The sequence below is a fragment of the Actinosynnema sp. NPDC050436 genome, assembly GCF_040655415.1.
In the GTDB taxonomy this organism is placed as follows: domain Bacteria; phylum Actinomycetota; class Actinomycetes; order Mycobacteriales; family Pseudonocardiaceae; genus Actinosynnema.
Map to the genome: position 1 here is coordinate 305,491 of NZ_JBFAJV010000002.1, position 19,483 is coordinate 324,973.

At 67.4% G+C, this 19,483-nt stretch carries 14 protein-coding genes and 1 pseudogene; 7 read left to right on the forward strand and 8 right to left on the reverse strand.

Annotated features, from left to right (window positions below; translation table 11 throughout):
- Window positions 1–119 precede the first annotated feature (119 nt).
- Window positions 120–3,293: a DEAD/DEAH box helicase gene (locus tag AB0I60_RS05590; protein ID WP_360726022.1), complete on the forward strand. Its 3,174-nt coding sequence runs from the start codon at window positions 120–122 to the stop codon at window positions 3,291–3,293.
- Window positions 3,294–3,454: 161 nt separating this feature from the next.
- Here the strand turns inward: AB0I60_RS05590 and AB0I60_RS05595 are convergent, their stop codons facing one another.
- Window positions 3,455–4,432, reverse strand: coding sequence for a hypothetical protein (locus AB0I60_RS05595; RefSeq protein WP_360726023.1), 978 nt, complete (start codon window positions 4,430–4,432; stop codon window positions 3,455–3,457).
- Between the two features lie 398 nt (window positions 4,433–4,830).
- Here AB0I60_RS05595 and AB0I60_RS05600 point away from each other — a divergent pair, with 398 nt between their 5' ends.
- Both AB0I60_RS05600 and AB0I60_RS05605 read left to right on the forward strand, forming a co-directional pair.
- On the forward strand, window positions 4,831–7,044 hold the full coding sequence (locus AB0I60_RS05600) for a helix-turn-helix domain-containing protein (RefSeq protein ID WP_360726024.1): 2,214 nt from the start codon (window positions 4,831–4,833) through the stop codon (window positions 7,042–7,044).
- A 590-nt stretch (window positions 7,045–7,634) separates the two neighbouring features.
- Entirely contained in the window at window positions 7,635–7,868 is a 234-nt protein-coding gene (locus tag AB0I60_RS05605; RefSeq protein ID WP_360726025.1) for a hypothetical protein, read from the forward strand.
- 773 nt (window positions 7,869–8,641) lie between these two features.
- On the opposite strand, the pseudogene AB0I60_RS05610 reads toward AB0I60_RS05605, so the two are convergent.
- The 6 genes and pseudogenes from AB0I60_RS05610 to AB0I60_RS05635 form a co-directional block, all read right to left on the reverse strand.
- Window positions 8,642–8,854 (reverse strand): annotated as a pseudogene (locus AB0I60_RS05610) (IS5/IS1182 family transposase); the annotation flags it as partial.
- Between the two features lie 125 nt (window positions 8,855–8,979).
- Window positions 8,980–9,399: a hypothetical protein gene (locus AB0I60_RS05615; RefSeq protein WP_360726026.1), complete on the reverse strand. Its 420-nt coding sequence runs from the start codon at window positions 9,397–9,399 to the stop codon at window positions 8,980–8,982.
- A 2-nt stretch (window positions 9,400–9,401) separates the two neighbouring features.
- A complete protein-coding gene (locus tag AB0I60_RS05620; protein ID WP_360726027.1) occupies window positions 9,402–13,874 on the reverse strand; it encodes an RHS repeat-associated core domain-containing protein in 4,473 nt (1,490 codons plus the stop codon).
- Window positions 13,871–14,176 carry a type VII secretion target gene (locus AB0I60_RS05625; protein ID WP_360726028.1) on the reverse strand — a complete coding sequence of 102 codons (306 nt, stop codon included), beginning with the start codon at window positions 14,174–14,176 and terminating at the stop codon, window positions 13,871–13,873. Before AB0I60_RS05625 ends, AB0I60_RS05620 begins: the two co-directional genes overlap by 4 nt.
- Before the next feature lie 4 nt (window positions 14,177–14,180).
- Window positions 14,181–14,627 carry a YbaB/EbfC family nucleoid-associated protein gene (locus AB0I60_RS05630; protein ID WP_360726029.1) on the reverse strand — a complete coding sequence of 149 codons (447 nt, stop codon included), beginning with the start codon at window positions 14,625–14,627 and terminating at the stop codon, window positions 14,181–14,183.
- Window positions 14,628–15,180: 553 nt separating this feature from the next.
- Window positions 15,181–16,431, reverse strand: coding sequence for an FAD-dependent monooxygenase (locus tag AB0I60_RS05635; protein ID WP_360726030.1), 1,251 nt, complete (start codon window positions 16,429–16,431; stop codon window positions 15,181–15,183).
- A 70-nt stretch (window positions 16,432–16,501) separates the two neighbouring features.
- Here AB0I60_RS05635 and AB0I60_RS05640 point away from each other — a divergent pair, with 70 nt between their 5' ends.
- From AB0I60_RS05640 to AB0I60_RS05655, 4 genes are all read left to right on the forward strand, one after another.
- The gene (locus tag AB0I60_RS05640) at window positions 16,502–17,071 is read left to right on the forward strand and encodes a TetR/AcrR family transcriptional regulator C-terminal domain-containing protein (RefSeq protein ID WP_360726031.1); all 570 of its coding nucleotides are present in this window, start codon (window positions 16,502–16,504) and stop codon (window positions 17,069–17,071) included.
- A gap of 227 nt (window positions 17,072–17,298) precedes the next feature.
- Window positions 17,299–17,589, forward strand: a complete 291-nt coding sequence (locus tag AB0I60_RS05645; protein WP_360726032.1) for a hypothetical protein — start codon at window positions 17,299–17,301, stop codon at window positions 17,587–17,589.
- A 174-nt stretch (window positions 17,590–17,763) separates the two neighbouring features.
- Complete coding sequence (locus tag AB0I60_RS05650; RefSeq protein ID WP_360726033.1) at window positions 17,764–18,036, forward strand: hypothetical protein; 273 nt, start codon at window positions 17,764–17,766, stop codon at window positions 18,034–18,036.
- 60 nt (window positions 18,037–18,096) lie between these two features.
- Window positions 18,097–18,438 carry a DUF1877 family protein gene (locus tag AB0I60_RS05655; protein WP_360726034.1) on the forward strand — a complete coding sequence of 114 codons (342 nt, stop codon included), beginning with the start codon at window positions 18,097–18,099 and terminating at the stop codon, window positions 18,436–18,438.
- A 108-nt stretch (window positions 18,439–18,546) separates the two neighbouring features.
- Here AB0I60_RS05655 and AB0I60_RS05660 read toward each other — a convergent pair whose 3' ends face one another.
- Complete coding sequence (locus AB0I60_RS05660; protein ID WP_360726035.1) at window positions 18,547–19,416, reverse strand: helix-turn-helix transcriptional regulator; 870 nt, start codon at window positions 19,414–19,416, stop codon at window positions 18,547–18,549.
- Window positions 19,417–19,483 lie beyond the last annotated feature (67 nt).

The window sequence follows — 19,483 nt, forward strand, 5'->3', positions numbered from 1 at the left end:
TGGGGCACTGTCGAGTGATGTCGAGTTCGCGCTTCCGGTTCGGTACGCTACCGTGCCGGACCGGTCTTGATCAGCCTACACGGAGCATTTGTCATGAAATTGGCAAACAAGGGGCATGCATGACAGATTCACCAAACTTCTATGGTCTTTTCATCGGTGTGGACAACTACCGCGATCCTGACATTGCCGATTTGAGGTTTGCCAAACGCGACGCGGAGGTCCTGCACGCGCTGTTCGTCGACACTTTTGGAGACGACCGCACCGCGCTTATCCGGGATGCCGAAGTGACCCGCGAACGGATTATGGCAGAAATGTGTCATCTCGTGTCTGCGGCCACCGAGTCGGACGTCGTCGTTCTCACGTTCTCGGGACACGGCACCCCGTCCGGCGAATTGGCCATATCGGACACATCGCTCGACCGACCGGCTGAGACGGCACTACCCCTCGCAGAGCTCGCGGCCAAGATCGAGGCGATCAAGGCCAAGGTCCTCGTCGTCGTTCTTGACTGCTGCTTCGCCGGAGGGGCGATGAGCCGGGCAAGCCGTCCAACCGAGGTTGTCCACCAACCCAAAGTCCTCCGGCCGCCGGACGACGGGTACGCCAGTCGCGCCACGGGGCTCGACGTGGACAAACTCCTGAGCCGGGTACGTGGCTCAGGGCGTATTGTGCTCGCCGCGTCCGCCTCGGACGAGAAAGCCTATGAGAAGGCCGAGTTCGGGCACGGGGTGCTCACGCACTACGTGATCAAAGCGCTGCTCGGGTGGAGTGGCGTCCTCGACGGCGACGAGATCTCGATGCTGAAGCTCGCGGCCTACGTCATGACACAAGTCGGATGGCACGCGTCAGGATTTCCGGCGAAGATTCAGAATCCCGTGCTGGAGAGCACAGGGTCGAACATCCGGTTTCCGGTGTTGCGACCCGGTGCTCGTTATGCCAAGGTCGGCGGCACGTTCCCGTCCCCGGCGACCCCGGCGCTGTCCTCGCTGCGCCGACACGGCATACCCGAGGCTTTCACCGAGAATTGGGCGACATCGTTCCGGCAAATGAACGACATCCAGGTCGACGCGGTCAACGGCGCGGGGGTTCTGCGTGGCGAGTCGGTTCTGGTCAGCGCCCCGACCGCGAGCGGGAAGACGCTGATCGGTGAGTTCGCGGCGGTCAAGGCGAAGCAGAAAGGTCAGAGGACGGTCTTCCTGTTGCCTAGTCGCGCGCTGGTGAGCGAGCAGTACGAACGGTTCCGCACAGTTTACGGACCACTCGGGGTAAAGGCGATCCGCGCCACCGGTGAATTGCGGGATCACCTCCCCGATCTGTTCCGCAGTGACTACGACTTCGCCGTGCTGACGTACGAGAAGTTCACTGGCCTGCTGGGCTCGAAGCCCGACCTCCTGCACACCATCGGGGTGCTCGTGGTTGACGAGATCCAGTCCCTGTTCGACCCGAACCGCGGCCCCGGGTTGGAGGCGTTGTTCACGCGGATCAGGCTCGGCCGGGAGTCCGGCCGCATGCCCCAACTCGTGGGGCTGTCCGCGGTGCTCGGCGACCCGGAAGACCTGGCGGGCTGGCTGGGCACCGGACTGGTGCGGAGCCGACGACGGTCCGTGCCGCTCGTCGAGGGTGTCATCGGTACTGACGGGCGTTACCGGAGCCGGAGGAGTGATGGTGTCGAGCCGGGCGAGCCAAATCCCGCTGGCAGGCGCTTCGTCAACCCCGTCCACAGTGGAAGCAAGGAGGACGTGCTGATCGACCTGGTAACCGAACTAGTCTCCCAAGGCCGACAGGTGATCGTGTTTCACGGCACCCGCAAAGACGCTAAGAGCACAGCGGAGCTGCTCGCCGGCCGGTTGCGCCTGATGCCTGCCCGGAACGCGATCAATATTCTGAGGCGAGGAGACGTAGGTGTCACGAACGACCAGCTCCGCAAGTGTCTGGAAGGCGGCGTCGCCTTCCATATCGCGGACCTGTCCGACTGGGAGCGGCAGGCGGTCGAGTGGTCTTTTCGGCAGGAGAAAAGCGAGATCCGGGTGATCGTCGCCACGACGACCTTGGCCGAGGGCGTCAACCTTCCTGCGGACGCCGTCGTGATCGCCAGTCTGAAACACCCTGGCGACATCGACTACTCGGTGTCCGAGTACAAGAACATGGCGGGGCGAGCGGGACGCCCCGGTCAGCGCACCGATGAGGGCCAGGCGTTCATCGTGAGCACGGGCGGTGTCGATCCGGCCGATCTGTGGAACCGCTACGTGGTGGCGGATCCCGACGCGAAGCAGTCGGCCCTCCTGGCTGCAGAACTCGACCTGCCGACCCTGGTCCTCGAAGTCTTGTCGGCGGTCGCAGCTGAACGAGGCCATTGCCACGACGATGACATCCGAGACTTCTTCGCCCACACACTCGCCGCCCATCAGGCACGCTTCGCCAGGTCGCCGCAGCCGTTCTCGGAGTACCGGTTGCAAGCCGCCGTCAAGGACCTTCTCCGCCACGGGTTCATCAGGCGCACCCGAACTGGTTTGATCTTGACGTCCCTGGGCGAGGTCGTCGTGCACCGGGGCCTCGGCGTGCGCTCGGTCAAGACTGTCGTCGAGGTGCTTGAGAACGTCGATCCGACCGACCTGACCGATCGAACGCTGCTGTGCGCCGCGCAGCTCACCGAGGAACTGCACGACGTCCGCTTCGTCCGACACAGCAATAACCCGCGCCGTGATCTGGACCTCGTGGTCGCCTGGTTGCTCAGAAACGACGTGCCCCGGGAGGTCACGAGCCGGTTCTCGGACGGCGCCGATCGGGACGGGCGCGGCTCGGCCGCCGCTCGGCGTGCGATCGCCAGCCTGACCTGGGTGCGTGCCCGCCCCTTGACACAGATCGAGCAGGCGATGTTGACGACGTTCGAGGTGAGGCGTCCGGCCGGTGACCCAGGGCCGATCCTCCAGGCAATGCGGCGAGCTGCAGAGGTGATCGGCGCGGTCATCGACATCGCGCGCCACTTGTACCCTGCGGTGGACATGGGTGATCTGCCGGAGATCCTTCCGGCCAGACAGGAGCTAGGTATCGTCGCGGGCCACGTGCCCATCGCGCGCCACCTGGACGTGATGCTCGACCGGAACGTCTTCCTGGAGTTGACGACTGCGGGCCTGTTGGACGCTGGGATGGTTCTCGACGCCGACGAGAGCACGCTGCTCGACTGCGTGGGCGGCGATCACGACCTGCTGGCGAAGGTGCTCTGCGCGGCGAAGGCCGCAGAGGATGCCGCGGCGGCACCGACTCTCGAAGACATCCTCCCGCTCTTGACCGACTGAACCGGATCACTCGCACGAGATCGGGCGGCGAAGTACTTGCAACGATTTGTCGAACCCCCGTCGGCCGCTCCGTCTACCTCACAGGCATCGTTGGCGTGGCAGGTTGCCCGGTGAGAGGTTGGAGAGGTGGATGTGGCCAGGCCCCACGTTCCGCACGACATTCACCCGACGGGCGGCTGCCACCTCAGTCCGTAGGACCGACCAGGTCGCAGATGGGTGAACATGTGGTGGACCTGTCCGGCGCTGTCCACCTCCGCCGCACCCATCGCCGCAGCCGGGTCGGCTGTTTCGTGGGCGAGCGCGCCGTCGACCACGAGGATCGGCGTGGGCAGGCGGTTGCGGTCGAACCTGATCTTGAGTTCGAATTCTTCGCACGGGTAGATGGGAGTGCACAGGTAGAACGGCGACATGACCGGCAGTCGGAGCCGGAACTCGAACCCGTGCTCCTCCCCTGCGGAAAGGGTGCGCCCGAAGAGAACTTCGAACACCACTCGGTTGGACGTCACGCGGCGCAGACGTGTGAAGTCCGCGCCGAAGCCGGCCCGCAGGTTCATCGCGACCGGGTCGAGCAGGCCGGTCGGGCCGCCCTCTGGCAGCGTGATGGAGTGCTCGATCCTGCTCAAACCGTCGCGGCTGCTGCTGATGGTTCGGGACTCGGTCACCTCGACATCGGGGCCATCGAGCAGGAGGGTGGTACGCAACACCTTCGTCCGCCAGGGGTCGTCGCGCAGCGGGTCCGAGATGCGTGCACCCTCCTCGACCGCGTTTTCAGCAAGCAGGGCCATCACCTCGTCGCTATACCGCTGAAGGCTTCTGGTACCCCTGTCGAAGTCTTCCTCCAGCAGTTCGAGCCGTCTAAGATAGCGGATTTCGGGATCACTGTCGAACCCGAGCGCGGTCCGGGCGAGCCGACCACGTTGTCCTTCCAGGCGTCGGGTCAGCCGATCCAGGATGGTGACGACCTTCTTCCGTGCCACTGCCGTCGAGTCCTTTTCCGTTATTCCGGCGATGCGCCGAAGTCGGGGGCCCGCGCGGCCGACCCACTCGTGCCCGTTGATCCCACGACCCTTCCGAAGAGCTTTCAACTCCTCGGACAGGAAAACCGCTTCACCGCTCGTGCTCGTTGCAGAATCACTCATGCCGTCACCTCCGGCTGCCGGTTGCGGAGGCAGAGTCTACCGTGCACGCGATATCGAGATGCCCTCTGGGCAGGGTGTTTCCAATGTTTCCGAATTCGGGAAACAGGCAAGCTCGGACGCGGTTTCCGGGAAAATCGAGGAATTGTCGACAGGAAACCACTTCCCTTGCCTCGGAACGTTCCCCAGGATTGCTTCATCCAGTACTCCACGGGGCACACTGCGGATTCCGATCTTCCCGCAGGCTCTGGGATCCGTTCCGTAGAAAGAGAGATCCGTGCACACCCACCAGATCATGACCGCGCTGGGTTTGCTCCTGGCGCTGCTCGGCTGACGAATCCCGGCCTGCGGGCCGCCCCGCAGGCCGGGCTCACCGAACACTCGGAGAGGGACAAGAGAACGTGACTGAGTTCAACTCAGAACTGCGCCGAAGGCGGGAGGCTCGAGGGATGACCTTGACCTCGCTGGCCGCCACCGTCCACGTCACCAAGGGATACCTCAGCAAGGTCGAGAACGGCAGGTCCCGCGTGACCCCGCGGATCGCCCGGCTTTGCGACGAGGCGTTGGGAGCCGAAGGCGAACTGGTCGATTTGGTGCCGAGCGCGTCGGAGAAGTCCGCTCGGCTCTCGCGCCAATGCGGGATGCCGACCCCGCCGCTGCTGTTCGTGGGACGCACGGGCGAACTGGCGGCCGTGGTCGCGACGCTCAACCCGCTGAGCTCCGGCCGGTCATGTGTGATCAGCGGTCTGGCTGGAGCCGGCAAGACGGCCTTGGCGATCATGGCGGCGCAGGCGGTTGCGGCTGACTTCCCCAGGTGGCGCCTGCACGTCGACCTGCACGGCCACACACCCGGCGCTCAGCCGGCCACGCCGGGGGAAGCGGCGTACCGCCTGTTGCGTCAACTCGAAATGCCTCCCGACCAGATCCCCGCAGACGAGGAGGACCGGACAACGATGCTCCGTGCGGTGCTCCGCAGCCGCCGCGTGCTAGTGCTGTTGGACAATGTCGTGACTGCCGAGCAGGTGCGGCCCCTGTTGGTCGATAGTCCGGGCTGTCGGTTCATCGTGACCAGCCGCAACCGCCTGGCGGCGCTCGACGAGGCCCACCACCAGCCGTTGGGGATGCTGTCGATGCCGGCGGCGGCCGAGTTGTTTCGAACCGTGGCCGGTGAGATGGTCAACGACGGTGACGCGGTTGTCGACATCGTCAGGCGTTGCGGCATGTTGCCCTTGGCGGTCCGGGTCGCGGCCGCGCGGTGCGTCACCGGCAACTGGACCACGACCAGGTACCTCGACCGGCTCAAGCGCGAGTCGACGGTCTTGGCCGCGTTGAACGACGGCGGACGCGATGTCGCAGCCGCGTTCCGAGTGTCGTTCTGGGAACTCGCTCCCGAACAACGCCGGGCGTTGGCTCTGCTGGCGGTCCACCCGGCGGGCACAATCACGACCGAGGCCGCCGAGGCCCTTGCGGGTGTTGGCACAGGAGGTCTAGACGACGTGCTCGACCGCTTGCACGACGCCCACCTGGTCACCCGCCTCGCTGACGGCAACCTCACGGTGCATGACCTGGTGCGGGACTTCGCGGTGCACCACGCGCTACCGGAGATTGCCGAGACCGATCGTCGTACGGCCGTTCTCCGACTGGTCGCCCACGCCCTGGGTTTGGCCGTAGCCGCCGACGAGATGATCGAGCCCTACAGGTTCCGGCCGCAGATCGACGTGCCCGCGTCCGACCACCTGCCTTTCGCTGACGCCGACCAGGCATTGGCCTGGTTGCGGGCGAGCTGGGAAGCGCTGACCGACATCACCCATATGGCCGACGGCGACCGGCGGTGCTGGCAATTGGCGCTTGTGCTGCGCCCCTTCTTCTTCAGGGAGAGGCTGTTCGAACCGTGGACTGCAACCCACCAGACGGCACTGCGAACCGCACACGCATTGGATGACCACTTGGCCCGGGGAATGGTGCTCAACAGCCTCGGCATGGCTCATGTCGAACGAGGCGCTCTGCCGGAGGCCCTGGACTGCCACACTGAGGCGCGAGCCGCGTACAAAAATGCCGGCAACCATTGGGGAGAACTCGATGCCTTCTCCAGTGCGGCTTGGGTGCGGCTGTACCAAGGCGCGCCGGATGACACGCTGCGCGACCTGACCACAGCGCTTGACGGATACCGGAGGTCAGAGCGAACACGCAACGTGGTCATCACCCTGCGTGGGCTCGCGCTCGCGTCAGCGGCGATCGACGACCACGACGCGGCGTTGGAATTTGCCTGCGAGGCCATTGACCTCGCCCAACTCCCCGTCGAGGTCGCCATGGGCCTCAACTGCCTGGCCTGGGTCTGCTTCCGGGCAGGCCGGGTCGATGGAGCAGGCCTCCTCTACCAGAAAGCCGCCCGTCAAGCCGAGTTGGCGGACATCCCCTACGAACGGACTCGCGCACTGGTAGGACTCGGCAACACAGCAGCTCACCGTGGCTTGGCCGCCGAGGCGGCCGAGCTGTGGAATCAGGCGGACGGGTCGAGGGTGTCGGTCAACGCGCTGGTCGTGGGCGAGGGTGAAGCCCGCTCTCGGCTGGAACCGCTGATCGAGGCGAAGGTGCCAGTTGCTATGCATGGCTGAGCGGTTTCCCGGCCCCCACCGACGCCGGCCACGTGTTGCTCTTCAACGTGGCATTCTGACCTGCGTGACAAGTGCCTTGATACATAGTTTTCCGAACGTCGATCGCTTCGTTGTCCGTGGAGGCGGATGTGCGAAGTCGTTGACTCCTTTACTCGGCCCGCTACACTGGACCCCGACCTGGAAGAACAGGTCCGAGCACGTCGCTCAGTCGTTCTGCGACTGGGGGTCAAGGGGTCTCAGGTTCAAATCCTGTCGTCCCGACGGTCTGAGGAAGCCCGCTGGCTCTGGAGCGAAAGCCCAGGTCAGCGGGCTTTTCGTGCGTTCTTGTCGATCTTGAAAGTGGTTACGGGACGGTTCCGGAACGATCTTCGTGGATGCCGTGAAGGAGCGGATCAGGAGCGACTCGCTCCTTATCTTTGCCAACGCCAAGTGGGGTCGCCACCCGATCGGGTGATTCTGTCGAACCTGCCCGGTCCTGGTCCGATCTGCGCGGAACGACGTCAACCGACCCGAACCGGAAGACCCGTGGAGCGGCGCTGGTCGTGGGGTCGGCGGGGTGGCCGGAGTGGTGTGGGCGATGTCGTTTCAGGGTGACCGTCGAGGTGTTGGTCGAGGTGGTCGAGGAGTCAGCGTCGGAGCGCGCAGCTCTGCGGTCGATCGCCGAGGCGGACCAGGTGGTCGAGGACGGCTCCGGGCGGACTGTGAAGCAGGTCCGCGTTGAGGAGTCCGACGGCGTGTGGGGTGATCCGGTGCTGGTTAGTCGCGGCGCGATTCGCGTTGTGACATGTCGTAGACCGGCGTGCCTGGGGCTGCCATCGTGCTGAGTGCGGTTCAAGCACTGCTCGGACTGATTTCTGCGAACGTTATAGCAGTGTCGGTGATTGTCGAGGCGGACCGCGTGGAGCTTTCTTTCTAGGTTCGTCTACACACGCCCGAGGTCGAGGAGGATGCCGATCAGGCGATTTTTGAGATGGAAGCAATGTACGACGAGGACCAGCCGCTGTTCGAGTGCAAGATTCGCGCGGGGCGCCAGATCCGAATGTGCTACCTTCGTGCGGACGGATGATTTATTGGGCTAACCAGTAAACGGCCCGGAAGGCAACTAAGGTTCAGGTTGAGCCAGTTGCCCCGTCGACTGGTCTGCTCACGAGGCAACTGGTGGTGCGGCGGCAGCACGTTCAGGCCGGTGGAATCCTTTGGTCAGTGCCGATTCATCTGCGGCGGCCAGAGTGGTGATATCAGGTCGTTGTGAGGACTGTATTCATAACATGGTAAAACTCGTCCACAGTCCAGCGGTCAGATCAAGCCGCATTCGGCGACCCGGTGGTGGCGACCCGGGCGATGATTGAAGTCGACTCCGCAGCGGCCGAACTATGTGCCGCACAGCCGGGCGGTGTCGTAGGAATTAAGCCATTTCCGACTTGGAGGTGTGGGCGGCCATCGTGGTGGAGACATGACGAAGCTCCTGGTAGATGACTCCGCGACCAGGAGCAGGGCCATCACCAGGAGCTTCATGTGCTTGTCCACCCACCCGCGATCGACCTGCCCAAGGGATGTCACGTAACTGATCTTGTGGGTTGTGGCGGGCCTGTTCCGGTCAGCCGGTGATGGCGAGGTCGTGCAGGAGTGCGATGCCGGCGGCTGTGTCGCGGAGGGTGTGGGCGGCGCGTCGGTGGTCGCGCAGGATCTTCCAGTTCTTCATGCGCGCGAGGGTGTGTTCGACGCGGGCACGGATGCGGCGGTGGGTGGTGTTGAGGTCTCCCTGCCAGTCCGCGAGCGGGCTGCCGTCGCGGGGTTTGCGGTAGGGCATGAACGTCCTTGCACGGAGTGGGCGCCACCGGTGCGGGAGCGTTGTGCCTGCGGGGGATGTCGTCTGTGCCGGTCGGACCACGTGGTGGTCGTTGTGGAGGCTTTCCGGTGGTGAGGTCGCCGAAGTCAGTTGATGACGAGCCAGACGGCGTACTCCTCGGTGGTGACGCCGACGATCGCGGTTCCGTCGGCGGACGCGGTGACGAATTCGGGCTCGTTGGGGTTGGTGGTGAGGTGGCGGGCGAGGTGGGTGTGGTCGGTGAGCCGGACGGCGGTCCACGGTGCGGTGAACGCGCCAGAGCCCGGAGGGCTGATCAGGAAGGTGCCGTCATCGGCCAGCACGCCGTGTCGCAGAGCCAGTTCACGCCATTCGGCGTCGACTCGGTCGTCCGCGTCGGCGGTGTCGTCGGGGACCTCGACCGTGGGGCGGGCGGTGCCGGAGACGACCCGGCGCCACGCCTCCGCCGGCGCCAGGTCACCCGCGAGGTCGAGGGTGCCCAGGACCTCCAGGCCCGCTGCGGTGAGCATTGCCGTGCGGTCGGCCATCTCTAGGTGCCCTCCGGGTAGTAGTAGTGGTGCTTGCCGTCGACCTGACCGTACCTCTCGAACTCCGAGCTGCCGCCCCAACCGAAGTCGACGCCGTCACGAGCCGGATCTCCCTTGGGCTGTCCGGCGTGGAAGTGCGGTTGCGGTGCCCTCGGGTCGTTGGTGTGCTCGGCGATGACGCGCGAGCCGTCCGGTGTCTCGAATTGCGAGTAGTTGCCGTGTGCTCCTGGGTCCTCCGAGTACCGGTAGCCCGGCTCGCCCCGGCGCGACGCGTCACCACCGACCTCCCAACGGGCGTCCGGCTCGGAGCCGCGCGGGATGCCCGCCCGGTCGTATGCGGCGTCCAGTGCCTCCTGGCGGCTGTTGAACGGCCGGTTGTCGATGCACTTCTCCAACCCGAGCGGGTCGGTCCACCCCATGGGGTTGAACACGTAGGCGTAGGGGTTGGGCGACGGGGTCAACCCGAGCGGGTCGACGCTGGTGTACCGGGCAGTGGACGGGTCGTAGTAACGGTGGTGGTTGTAGTGCAGGCCAGTCTCCGGGTCGTGGTACTGGCCGGGGAACCGCAGCGGGCAGGTGACCTGGCCGGTGCGGGCGATGCCGGTGCCCCAGATGCCGGGGCGCGCGTGCCAGGCGACCGCACCGCTGCTGTCGACCAGTTCGGTCGGCGTGCCGACGACATCGGTGACGATGGCGTAGAAGCGGGCATCCACTTCGTCCTGATCGAGTTGGCTGACCGCGCGGAAGGTGCCCGGCTGCCACTCCCAGACCGTGCTGGAACCGGAGCTGTGCTGCTGTTCGGCGAGTACGGGGCCGTCCCAGGCGAACCGCACGGAATCGGCCACCGACCCGTCGGTTGCGAGCCGGTCCTTGGCGACCCGGCGGCCCAGCGGGTCGTAGCGGTAGCGCCAGCGGGCACCGTCCGGGGTGACGGCCTCGATCAGTCGGTCCTCGCTCGACCAGGTGAAGCGCCACTGTCGGACTGTGCCGGAGAGCGTGCGGCTGCGCCGGGCCACCACCCTGCCCTGCGCGTCGTGCTGGAAGGTCGCGGCACCCGCGCGCCGGACCTGTCCACCGGCGAACTCCCGGGAGCCGACCGCCGGTGAGTCGTGCTCGTCGGCCGGCCAGTGGCCTTCGGTGACATTCCCGGCGGCGTCGTAGGCGTACCGCTCGCTCCACTGTGGACCATCGACCGAGGTGACTCGTCCCACCGGGTCGAGCGAGTACTCCCGGACTCCGCTGAGCTGGTCGATGATCCTGCTCAGGTACCCGTCGCTGCGGTAGTTGTAGGACCGTCGCTGGATCAGGCCGGTGGTGCCCGGCCCGGTGACGGCCTGCGCCCTGAGCCAGTGGTTGGCGTCCCAGGTCTGGGTGAGGACCGCGGCGTCGGCCAGCGTGCGTTCGACCTCACGGCCCGCCGCGTCGTACCGGAACCGCAGGGAGTGCCCCGCGGTGTGCAGTTCGACCGGTGCGCCGGCCTGGTCGTAGACCCATCGGCTCTGCGCGCCGGATGGGGTGCGGCGGGAGATCCTGCGCCCGACCCGGTCGTAGGTGGACACGACGGACTCGCCGTCCACGGTCTCGCGGAGGACCCGGCCGAGCGGGTCGCGCTCGATGACCAGGTGGGTGCTGTCGTTGCGGGCTTCCAGCACGCGGCCCGCGCTGTCCCGGCGGAACACCGCGGTCGAGTCCGGGCCGCTTCGCTCGACGACGTACCCCACCGCGTCGCGGACGATTCGCACGGTCTGTCCGGCCCCGTTGGTCCGGGAGGTGACCCGGCCCGCGGCGTCGTGGGCGTAGTGGGTGTTGCGACCTGCGAAGTCGGTCTCGCGCAGGAGCCTTCCCGCCGGGTCGTGGTGGTAGCGCCAGGTTTCGCCGTTGGCGTTGGTGACCGAGACCAGCCGGAGGTTGGTGTCGTAGGCGAAGGTGACCCGTGCCCCGTCCGGTCCGGTCTCGCCGACGATCATGTCGAACGGGCCGTACTCCATGCGGCTCGACTGGCCGAGCGCATCGACGTGCTCGATCAGGTTGGCCTCGCCGTCGTAGGCGAAGCGCTCGACGGTGCCGTCCGGGAAGGTGCGGCGGGCGAGCTTGCCCTCGACGGTCCAGGAGGCTCGCGTCGTCCCGCCGACCGGGTCCCGGACGGCGATGACCCGACCGAAGCTGTCGCGTTGGTAGCGGGTGGTCGCGCCAGTGGCCGCAGTGACCTCGATCGGGAGACCGGCGGCGTCGCACCGGACGCGGCGGATACCGCCCTCGGCGTCGGTCACCTCCGACAGTCCGCCGTGCTCGTCGTAGGCGTAGCAGGTGGTCGCACCCGTCGGGTCGGTGGCGGCCAGCAACCGGCCCGCGCCGTCGTAGGACCAGGTCCACTCGTGGCCGTCCGTGTCGACGATGCGGGTCGGCTGACCTTCGGCGTCGAACTCGGCCGTCGACCGGCACCCGTCGGGACGGATCACCTCGATGAGGTTGCCGTTGCTGTCATAGCGGTACGCGTGGATTCCGCCGAGGGCATCGACCCGACGCAACGGGCGGTCGAACGCGTCCCACTCGGTGCGGACGGTGTTGCCCAGCGGATCGACCTCGGCGACGATCTGCCTGCGGTCGTTGAGGTGGAACGTCGTGGAGTGGCCGAGTGAGTCGGTGAAGACCGTCCGGTCGGGCCGGTAGTCGAACGTGCCGTCGAGGAAGCCGTTGCTGCCGACATTGCGCACGCAACGGCCCTGCTCGTCGTACGCGTAGCGGTACCAACTGCCGTTGCGGTCCTGCCAGCCGGTTATCCGCCCCGCAGCGTCGTAGTCGTACAGGAGAGCGGCACCCGACGAATTCCGGACGGCGACCAGGTTGCGCGCGTCGTCGTACTCGTACGCAGCCACCGCCGTGGTGCCGTCGGTGCCGACGACCCCCAGCGCGCCCGCGAGGCCGTCGGTGACCGGTACCGCGACGTGGTAGCCGCCGGAGTGGTGCAGGTCGATCCGGCCGGCCGAGCGGTGCACTTCGATGCGTTGCCCGGAACGGTGGCTCAGCGCCGTCAACGGGATGTCGGACCCGCCGCCGTCGAAGTGGCGGGTCACCCCGGCGCCCGGTTCGGTCACGGTGTAGCCGGACGGCGTGCGGCGCAGCGCCCAGCGCGGTCCCACCACCGGCAGGACCGGGCCGTCGACGGGCCTCGGGTAGACCAGGCGCATCCCGTCCTCGGCGACGTAGACGACACCGAGTGGGTCAACCTCCACCCGTTGGTCGAGCGTCGACGCCCAACTCGGGCCGAACAGCCTGCCCGCGCGGTAGCCGGACACGTGAACCCTTCGCAGCACGACCTGGAGGACCCCGGGGAGCGCCAGGTCGGTCTTGGCGATCACCATCTCGCCCGTGGCCACGTCGATCGGGTCGTTGACGCAGCGGCGCTGGTCCTCTGGTGTCCGGCTGGTCTCCGGGTCGGTCGGCCTGCTGGGTGCCGGTTGGTCGGCAGAGGCCGAGGTCCTCGGCTTGCCGGAACCGGGCTGTGGGCTTCCCGACGGTGTGGTGCTCCCGTTGGGTGAGCTGTCCGGGTTGGCGCCGCTCGGTGCTGAGCCGGACGGTGAGGTGGTTCCCGATGGCGATGTGGTGCCGGAGGGGGAGGTCGTACCGGATGGCGATGTGGTGCCGTCCGCACTCTTGACGGTGGGTGCGTCGGGAGCGCTGGGTGCGCTTGATGGGCTGGTGGTGCCGGGGCTGCTGGCGGCGTCGGCTTTGCGGCCGAGTTTGCCCAGCTTTTCCATGATTTCGCCGAGTTTGTCGAGGACTTTGCGGATGCGGGGGGTGACGTTGCTGATGGTTTTGACGAGTTTGCGGACGAGGTCGGCGATGCGGTTGCAGACGCGGGCGATGGTGGAGGTGGCCTGGGCGACGATGAGTGGGGTGGCGAGGCCGAGGGTGGCGACGGCTTCGAGTGCCCAGGTGATGAGTTTGCCGACGACTTCGGCGACGAGGTCGCGGATGATTTCGCGGACGGCGGCGACGACTTCGCCCATGACCATGACGCCGGTGCCGACGCCTTCGGCGAGGGTGGCGGTGCCGGCGATGGCGTCGGCGGTCTGGGCGGCGTGGCCGCGGTAGGCGTCGGCGGCCGAGCCTTGCCAGCCGGGTGCGTCCTGGGTGCCCAGTTCCTGGGCGATGCGGGTGACTTCGGCGGCGACGTTGTTCCAGGTCTCGCTGAAGGAGCGGATGACGGGTGGGTCGCCGGCGAACCAGTCCAGTGCTTCTTTGAGCGGTTGGACGTGCTCGATCAGCCAGGACACGCCGTAGGAGGCGACCGTGCCGATGGGGTCGAGCACCATGGACAGGACTTCCAGGCCGACGCCGATGCCACCGAGGCCGGCGGCGACCCAGCTGCCGTCGGAGATGCCTTGTGCGAGGTCGTTGGCGGATTCGGCGATGCCGATGCCGGTGACGGCGGTGGTGTCGCTTTTCGGGGTGGCGACCAGGGGCTGGTTCATGTGTTCATCCCGTCGAAGCGCGCGGACTCGCCGGTCTCCTGGGTGTCGTAGGCGCGTGAGGTCTCGCGCAGCTTGGCGGCGTTGTCCGACACCGTTTCCGCCGCCTTGGTCAGCGCGTCGACGCCCATGTCCTCGAACGGCTGGAGCAGCATTGCGAACGGTTGGCAGACCACGCCGTAGGCGGAGTCGTTCATCGCCACCGTCCGCGCCGCGTCCGCCGCCGCGCGCAACCGGTCCGCCAGACCTTCCACCCGCCCGGCCAATGCCCCGATCTCCCCGGTAACTGCCTCGTAGCCGGTCAACGCGTCACCTCAGATAGCTGTCGTCGGTGAAATCGCCGTCATCGCCCGGCCGGCGACGCGGCGGGGCTGCGGGTCGGGTATCGGGCTCCGGTTGGGGGAAGTTCCGCTCGGCCACGGCCACGATGTGCTGCCCAGAGGGTGTCTGGCCCACTGTTTCCCCGACGATCCGCGCCAGCTCGGCCGGGTAGCCGGCCTGTGCCTTGGCCATCGCCTCCATCACCGCCGCCGCGATCTGCTCCGGCCGCAACCGGCCCACGGCCTCGGTCATCGTTACGGCGCTGGGGATGCCGTTCGGCCCGACGGTCACGCTCACCGCGCCGCCGGCGGCCGACGCGGTGATGGAGATCTGCTCGACCTCCTGCCGCATCGACTCGTAGCGGGCGGCCTTCTCCTCGGCGTTGCGCTCCCAATCATCCACCAAGCGCTGCACGTTGGCCAACGGATCGGTCATCGGCTCTCCTCCGGTGACGACGAGATCGGGACAAGCTACTGCGCCTGGGATGACGCTGCGGGCCGATTCGCCCCCAAGATGACCGGATCGGCCCAACCGCTCGCCCCGACCGGTGGCCTCGTTCCTCGATCGTCGTCGGCATGAGCAGAAGTCGACGCATGTGCGCAACCCGGTCACGTGATTCATGTAGGAGAAGGAGTGCGAGGAGGGAGATTTCGTTCTACCGCAACGAACATGTCTGGTCGAGCTATGCCAAACGGGCTCGCATCGGAGGGCTCGCCGCACCTTTCCGCTGTTCAGCGCGTGATTGAGGCGCTCCTGGGGTCAAGGGGTCGCAGGACGGTACCGGAACGATCTCGGCGGTGGGAGGGAGCGGATCAGGAGCGACTCGCTCCTGATTTTCGACTTCGCCGATCTGCTTCCGGAGTGCGGGTGCGGGACGAGTCGTCGCGGTGCGCGCGGCAGCCATGCTCACACCGCGGTGAGGTGCGTGGGCGAGGCGATGGCGCTGCACCTTCGAGTCGACGGGTTCGTCGTCCACGCGCGCGTGTTCTCAGGTGGTGGCGACCGGTGGCGGGCTTGTGGGGAGTTGCCAGTTGCCTCCTCGGTCTTCTTTCGACCAGCGGGCGACGAGGTCGGGGATGTGCAGGAAGCACGCGAGTGCGGTGGCCGTCTGGAAGGCGTTGACAGCGCGTTGGGTCATCGGCATGGCCAGGCGCAGCAGGCGTGGGTTGACCTCGGCCTGGATCTCGTCGACGAAGGGACGCAGCACGGTGTCGTAGTTCGCCAGTGCGGTCGGCAGGTCGTCCGGGTGCTGGTTGATCTCGCCGGCTAGGACGTAGGCGCCGACCAGTCCACCGGAGACTCCCATGCCGCTGTACGGGGAGGCGCAGTGCGCGGCGTCCCCGGCCAGGACCACGCGGCCCCGGGACCAGGTGTCGGTGCGCACCTGGGCGACCTCCTGGGAGTGGAAGAAGGGGCTGGTCGCCATGCCGTCGAGGAAGCGCTCGGTCTGCCACCCGGCGTCGCGGAACCTGTTCGCCCAGAAGCGCTGCTGACGTTCGACGGGTTCCCGGTGGATCGCCGACGCCTCCTCGGATGCTTCTCGCAGCACGAAGTAGACCTGGGTCTCGGTCGGGTTGTGGCTGCGGCGCATGATCTGGCGGCCTCCCGGGGCCAGGTAGGTGTCCCGGATGTCGGTGTCGGAACCGATGCGCGGGACGAACCAGTACGCCATGTGGATGCCGACCCGCCAGTACGGGTCGACGCCTTCCGGGAGGATCGCCCGGCGGAGGCGTGACCCTTGCCCGTCCGCGCCCACCAGCAGGTCGAACGCGCCGGACGACCCGTCGGAGAAGTGCGCGACGACCTCGTGCTCGTTCTGCTCGAATCCCTCCACGCTCGTGCCGAAGACGTACTGGGCGTCGTGCTCGGTCGCGTCGTGGAGGATGCGCACCAGGTCTCCGCGCATGATCTCGTACTCGGACGTCAGCGTCTGGCGGCCCCGCCCGGAGGTGTTGGCCATGATCGTCGCCTTGACCCTGCCCCGGGCGTCGATGAAGGCGACCCCCTTCTCGTCCACGAGCTTGTCCCGGACTACGTCGAGCAGTCCCATGCGCCGGACGGCCTCGATGCCCTGGCCCCGGAGGTCGACCTGGGCGCCGGTGGCGCGGAGCGCGGGGAAGCGCTCGACGACGGTCACCCGGTGTCCGCCGCGCGTGAGCCAGAAGGCCAGCGCCTGCCCCGCGATCCCGCCGCCGGCGACGAGGACCCGCAGGGACGTCGTTCCCGGGACCTGTGCCATGGCCACCGCCCTGAAATCTATCGATGAATGGTTCTTCTCCAGAGTCATCTATCGGCGATAGATTGTCAACGTGGCGAAGATTCACCGCGAGGACGTGGTCACCGAGGCGCTCGACCTGCTCGACGAGGTCGGCCTGGACGCCGTCAGCACACGAGGGCTCGCGAAGCGACTGGGTATCGAGCAGCCGTCGCTGTACTGGCACTTCCGCACGAAGAAGGACCTCCTGGCCGCCATGGCGCACGCCGCGATGGCCCCCCACGCGACCGAACCGCTGCCCGTGGCCGGGGACGACTGGCGCGACTGGTTCCGGGAGAACACCCGCAGCTTCCGACGCACCCTGCTGATGCGCCGCGACGGCGCACGCCTGCACGCCGGCACCACGCCCGCGACGGACCTCGACCGGATCCGCCACAAGATGGCTTTCCTCATCGCCTCCGGCGTGCCCGAGCGGGACGCGCAGATGGCGATGCTGACCGCCGGCCGCTTCACGGTCGGCAGCGTCCTGGAGGAACAGGCGGACACCACCGGCGGCGAGAGCACGGACCCACCGGCCGGTGTGCCGCACATCGATCACGAATCGGCGTTCGAGGCGGGACTGTCCCTCATCGTGGACGGCTTGACCCCGCGCGTCACGGCGTAGCGGCCGAGCGTTCTGGGCCGGGGGTGCCCGACTGCTGATCACGGATTGGTGTGCGGTCCGTCCTGCGGGCGGGAGGGAGGCACGGGGGCGGTCGACGTGACGTGCCGGGTGCTGGGCTACGGGATTGCGGATTGGTTGAACCAATCGGCTGATGGTCGAGCTGCGGCCCACCTGCTGTGCTGGAGCGGGCCCGGGGCGGGTCCACCACAGCGGCGGAAGGTGGAGTTGTGCGGATCGGACGAGTGCTCGGAGTCTTGTTGTCGGCGGTGTTCTCGCTCGCCGTGGCGGTCACGCCCGCCACGGCGAGCGAAGGACGGTGGTCGTGCGGCAGCGTGCCGGCCGGCTACACCTACGTGACGGTGCGCGCCGACATCTGGTGCGAGCCGGTGTACTACATCCAGTTGCCCAAGACCGGGCTGTGGGCGTGCACCGTCCCCGCCGGCTTCACCTACACCGCGACCCGCGACAGCAGTGACTGCTTCGCGCCCAGGATCAAGTACCTGCTCGCCGCCTTGTGATTCGCGCTCATGCGTAGACCGGCGCGTCACCGCGCAGGGTGATTCGGTGCATCACCCTGCGCTGGTCGCCGTAGTCAGTCGTCCACCGCGTGGTGCACCCACTCGCTGAGCGTAGCGAGGCCACGGTTGGGCGTCGCCGCTGCGGACCGGTTCCTTCTGAGTGATGCTGGAGTGGTGGAGGAGCGCTACGTGGTGATCAACGGCCGGCGGTGGCGGGCCACTGATCCGGCGATTCCGGAGGAGACGGCTGCGCGGTTGCGCAAGGCCCTGATGTCGGCGCGGCGCGATGTCGGCGTGGCGCTGCGTGCCGGCGACGCGGTGGCGGAGGCTCAGGCCCGCCGCAGGGTCCACGCGGCGAAGGTGGCGTTGGGGGAGCGTGGGACGCCGTGGTGGGAGCAGACCGCCGAGGAACGACGACAGCGTTGGGAGTCCATAGAGGACAACTGACGGTGCGGCGTGGGAGGCTGTGTGCAGGTTGCTGCAGCCGTTGGGGGAGTTGTCGTGGGTATGACGCTGTCGTTCACGAGGGTCACGCCGGAGGAGTTGGGCCGGGCGTTCGAGGATCCGGTTTTGGCGGAGGAGTTCGTGGACGACGAGAGCCGACCGTACTGCTTCCTGGAGAAGTCGTGGGCCGGCATCGGGTTCCTGTTGCGGGCGGCCGGTGCGGACATGGACTTGTACGAGGACGGCGATCCGATCGATGAGGACGCCACGTGGTTCGGTTGGAGTGCGGACAAGGTGGCCAGGACTGCGAAGGTCCTTGATGCTGTCCCGGTGGAGGTGCTGGTAAGCCACTACGACCCGGCCAGGCTGGTGGGTGGCGCTGCGATTCGGGACTTCAGTTACTGATCAACGGTGTGCGGCGTCGGGTTCAGGGAGCCGGCCACGGCAGCCGTTTCCGTGGCCGGTGACGGTGGGAGAGTCCGGCGTCTCGGCCGCGGACATGGCCACCCATGACTACCGGGAATCAGTGCGCCGGGATGTGGTTGGGGCGAGTTGGTGACTGAGCAGCCGTAGTGCGTCGGCTGAACCTTCGTCGTTCGGGGTGTAGAGCTCCAGGCGGTGGTCGGGGCTGTCGGGTTGGAGCCAGACCTGGTAGTCCACGCTCAACGCGCCGATTGTCGGGTGCCGCAGGTCCATCGTGCCGGTGGTGCAGTCCGAGACGTCGCCGGTTGCCCACAGTGTTGCGAAGTCGTCGCTGCGCATGGTGAGTTCGCCGATCAGGGCGGCGAGGCGGGCGTCCGACGGGTGGCGGCCGGCGGTGAGTCGCAGGTAGGCGACGTGGATGCGGGCCAGCTCCGGCCAGTTGTGGTGCAGGTCGCGGGTGAGGGGGTCCAGGAAGAACATCCGGGGCACCGACGGGCGTCGGGTCGGATTGTCCGGTGCGTCGAAGTCCAGGTGCTCGGCGAACAGTGCGTGGCCGGCGCGGTTCCAGGCCAGCACGTCTCCGCGCCTGCCCAGGGCGATGGCGGGGGTTGCATCGGTCAGGGAGGACAGGAGGGCCAGCACGCGGGGGTGCAGGTGTTCTGCCGGGGGCTCGGTCAGGCCGGGGAGTGCGGGTTGGCGGGCCAGGTTGTGCAGGTGCGCGGACTCGACCTGGTCCAGGCGGAGGGCGTGGGCGAGGGCGTCCAGGACCTGCGTGGACGCTGTGTCCGCTTGGCCTTGTTCCAGCCGCGTGTAGTAGCCGGCGCTGACACCGGCTAGCTGGGCGAGTTCTTCACGGCGCAGGCCGAGGACTCGGCGTGAGGTGCCGTAGGTGCGCAGGCCGACGTCGGCCGGCGTGATGCGGTCTCGGCGGTTCTTCAGGAACGCTCCCAGGCTTTCCACGTTGTCGAGCGTAGCTCTTGTTCGGTGGGAGCGCGTTGGGCGGAGGGAATGTTGGGCGGGTCACGCG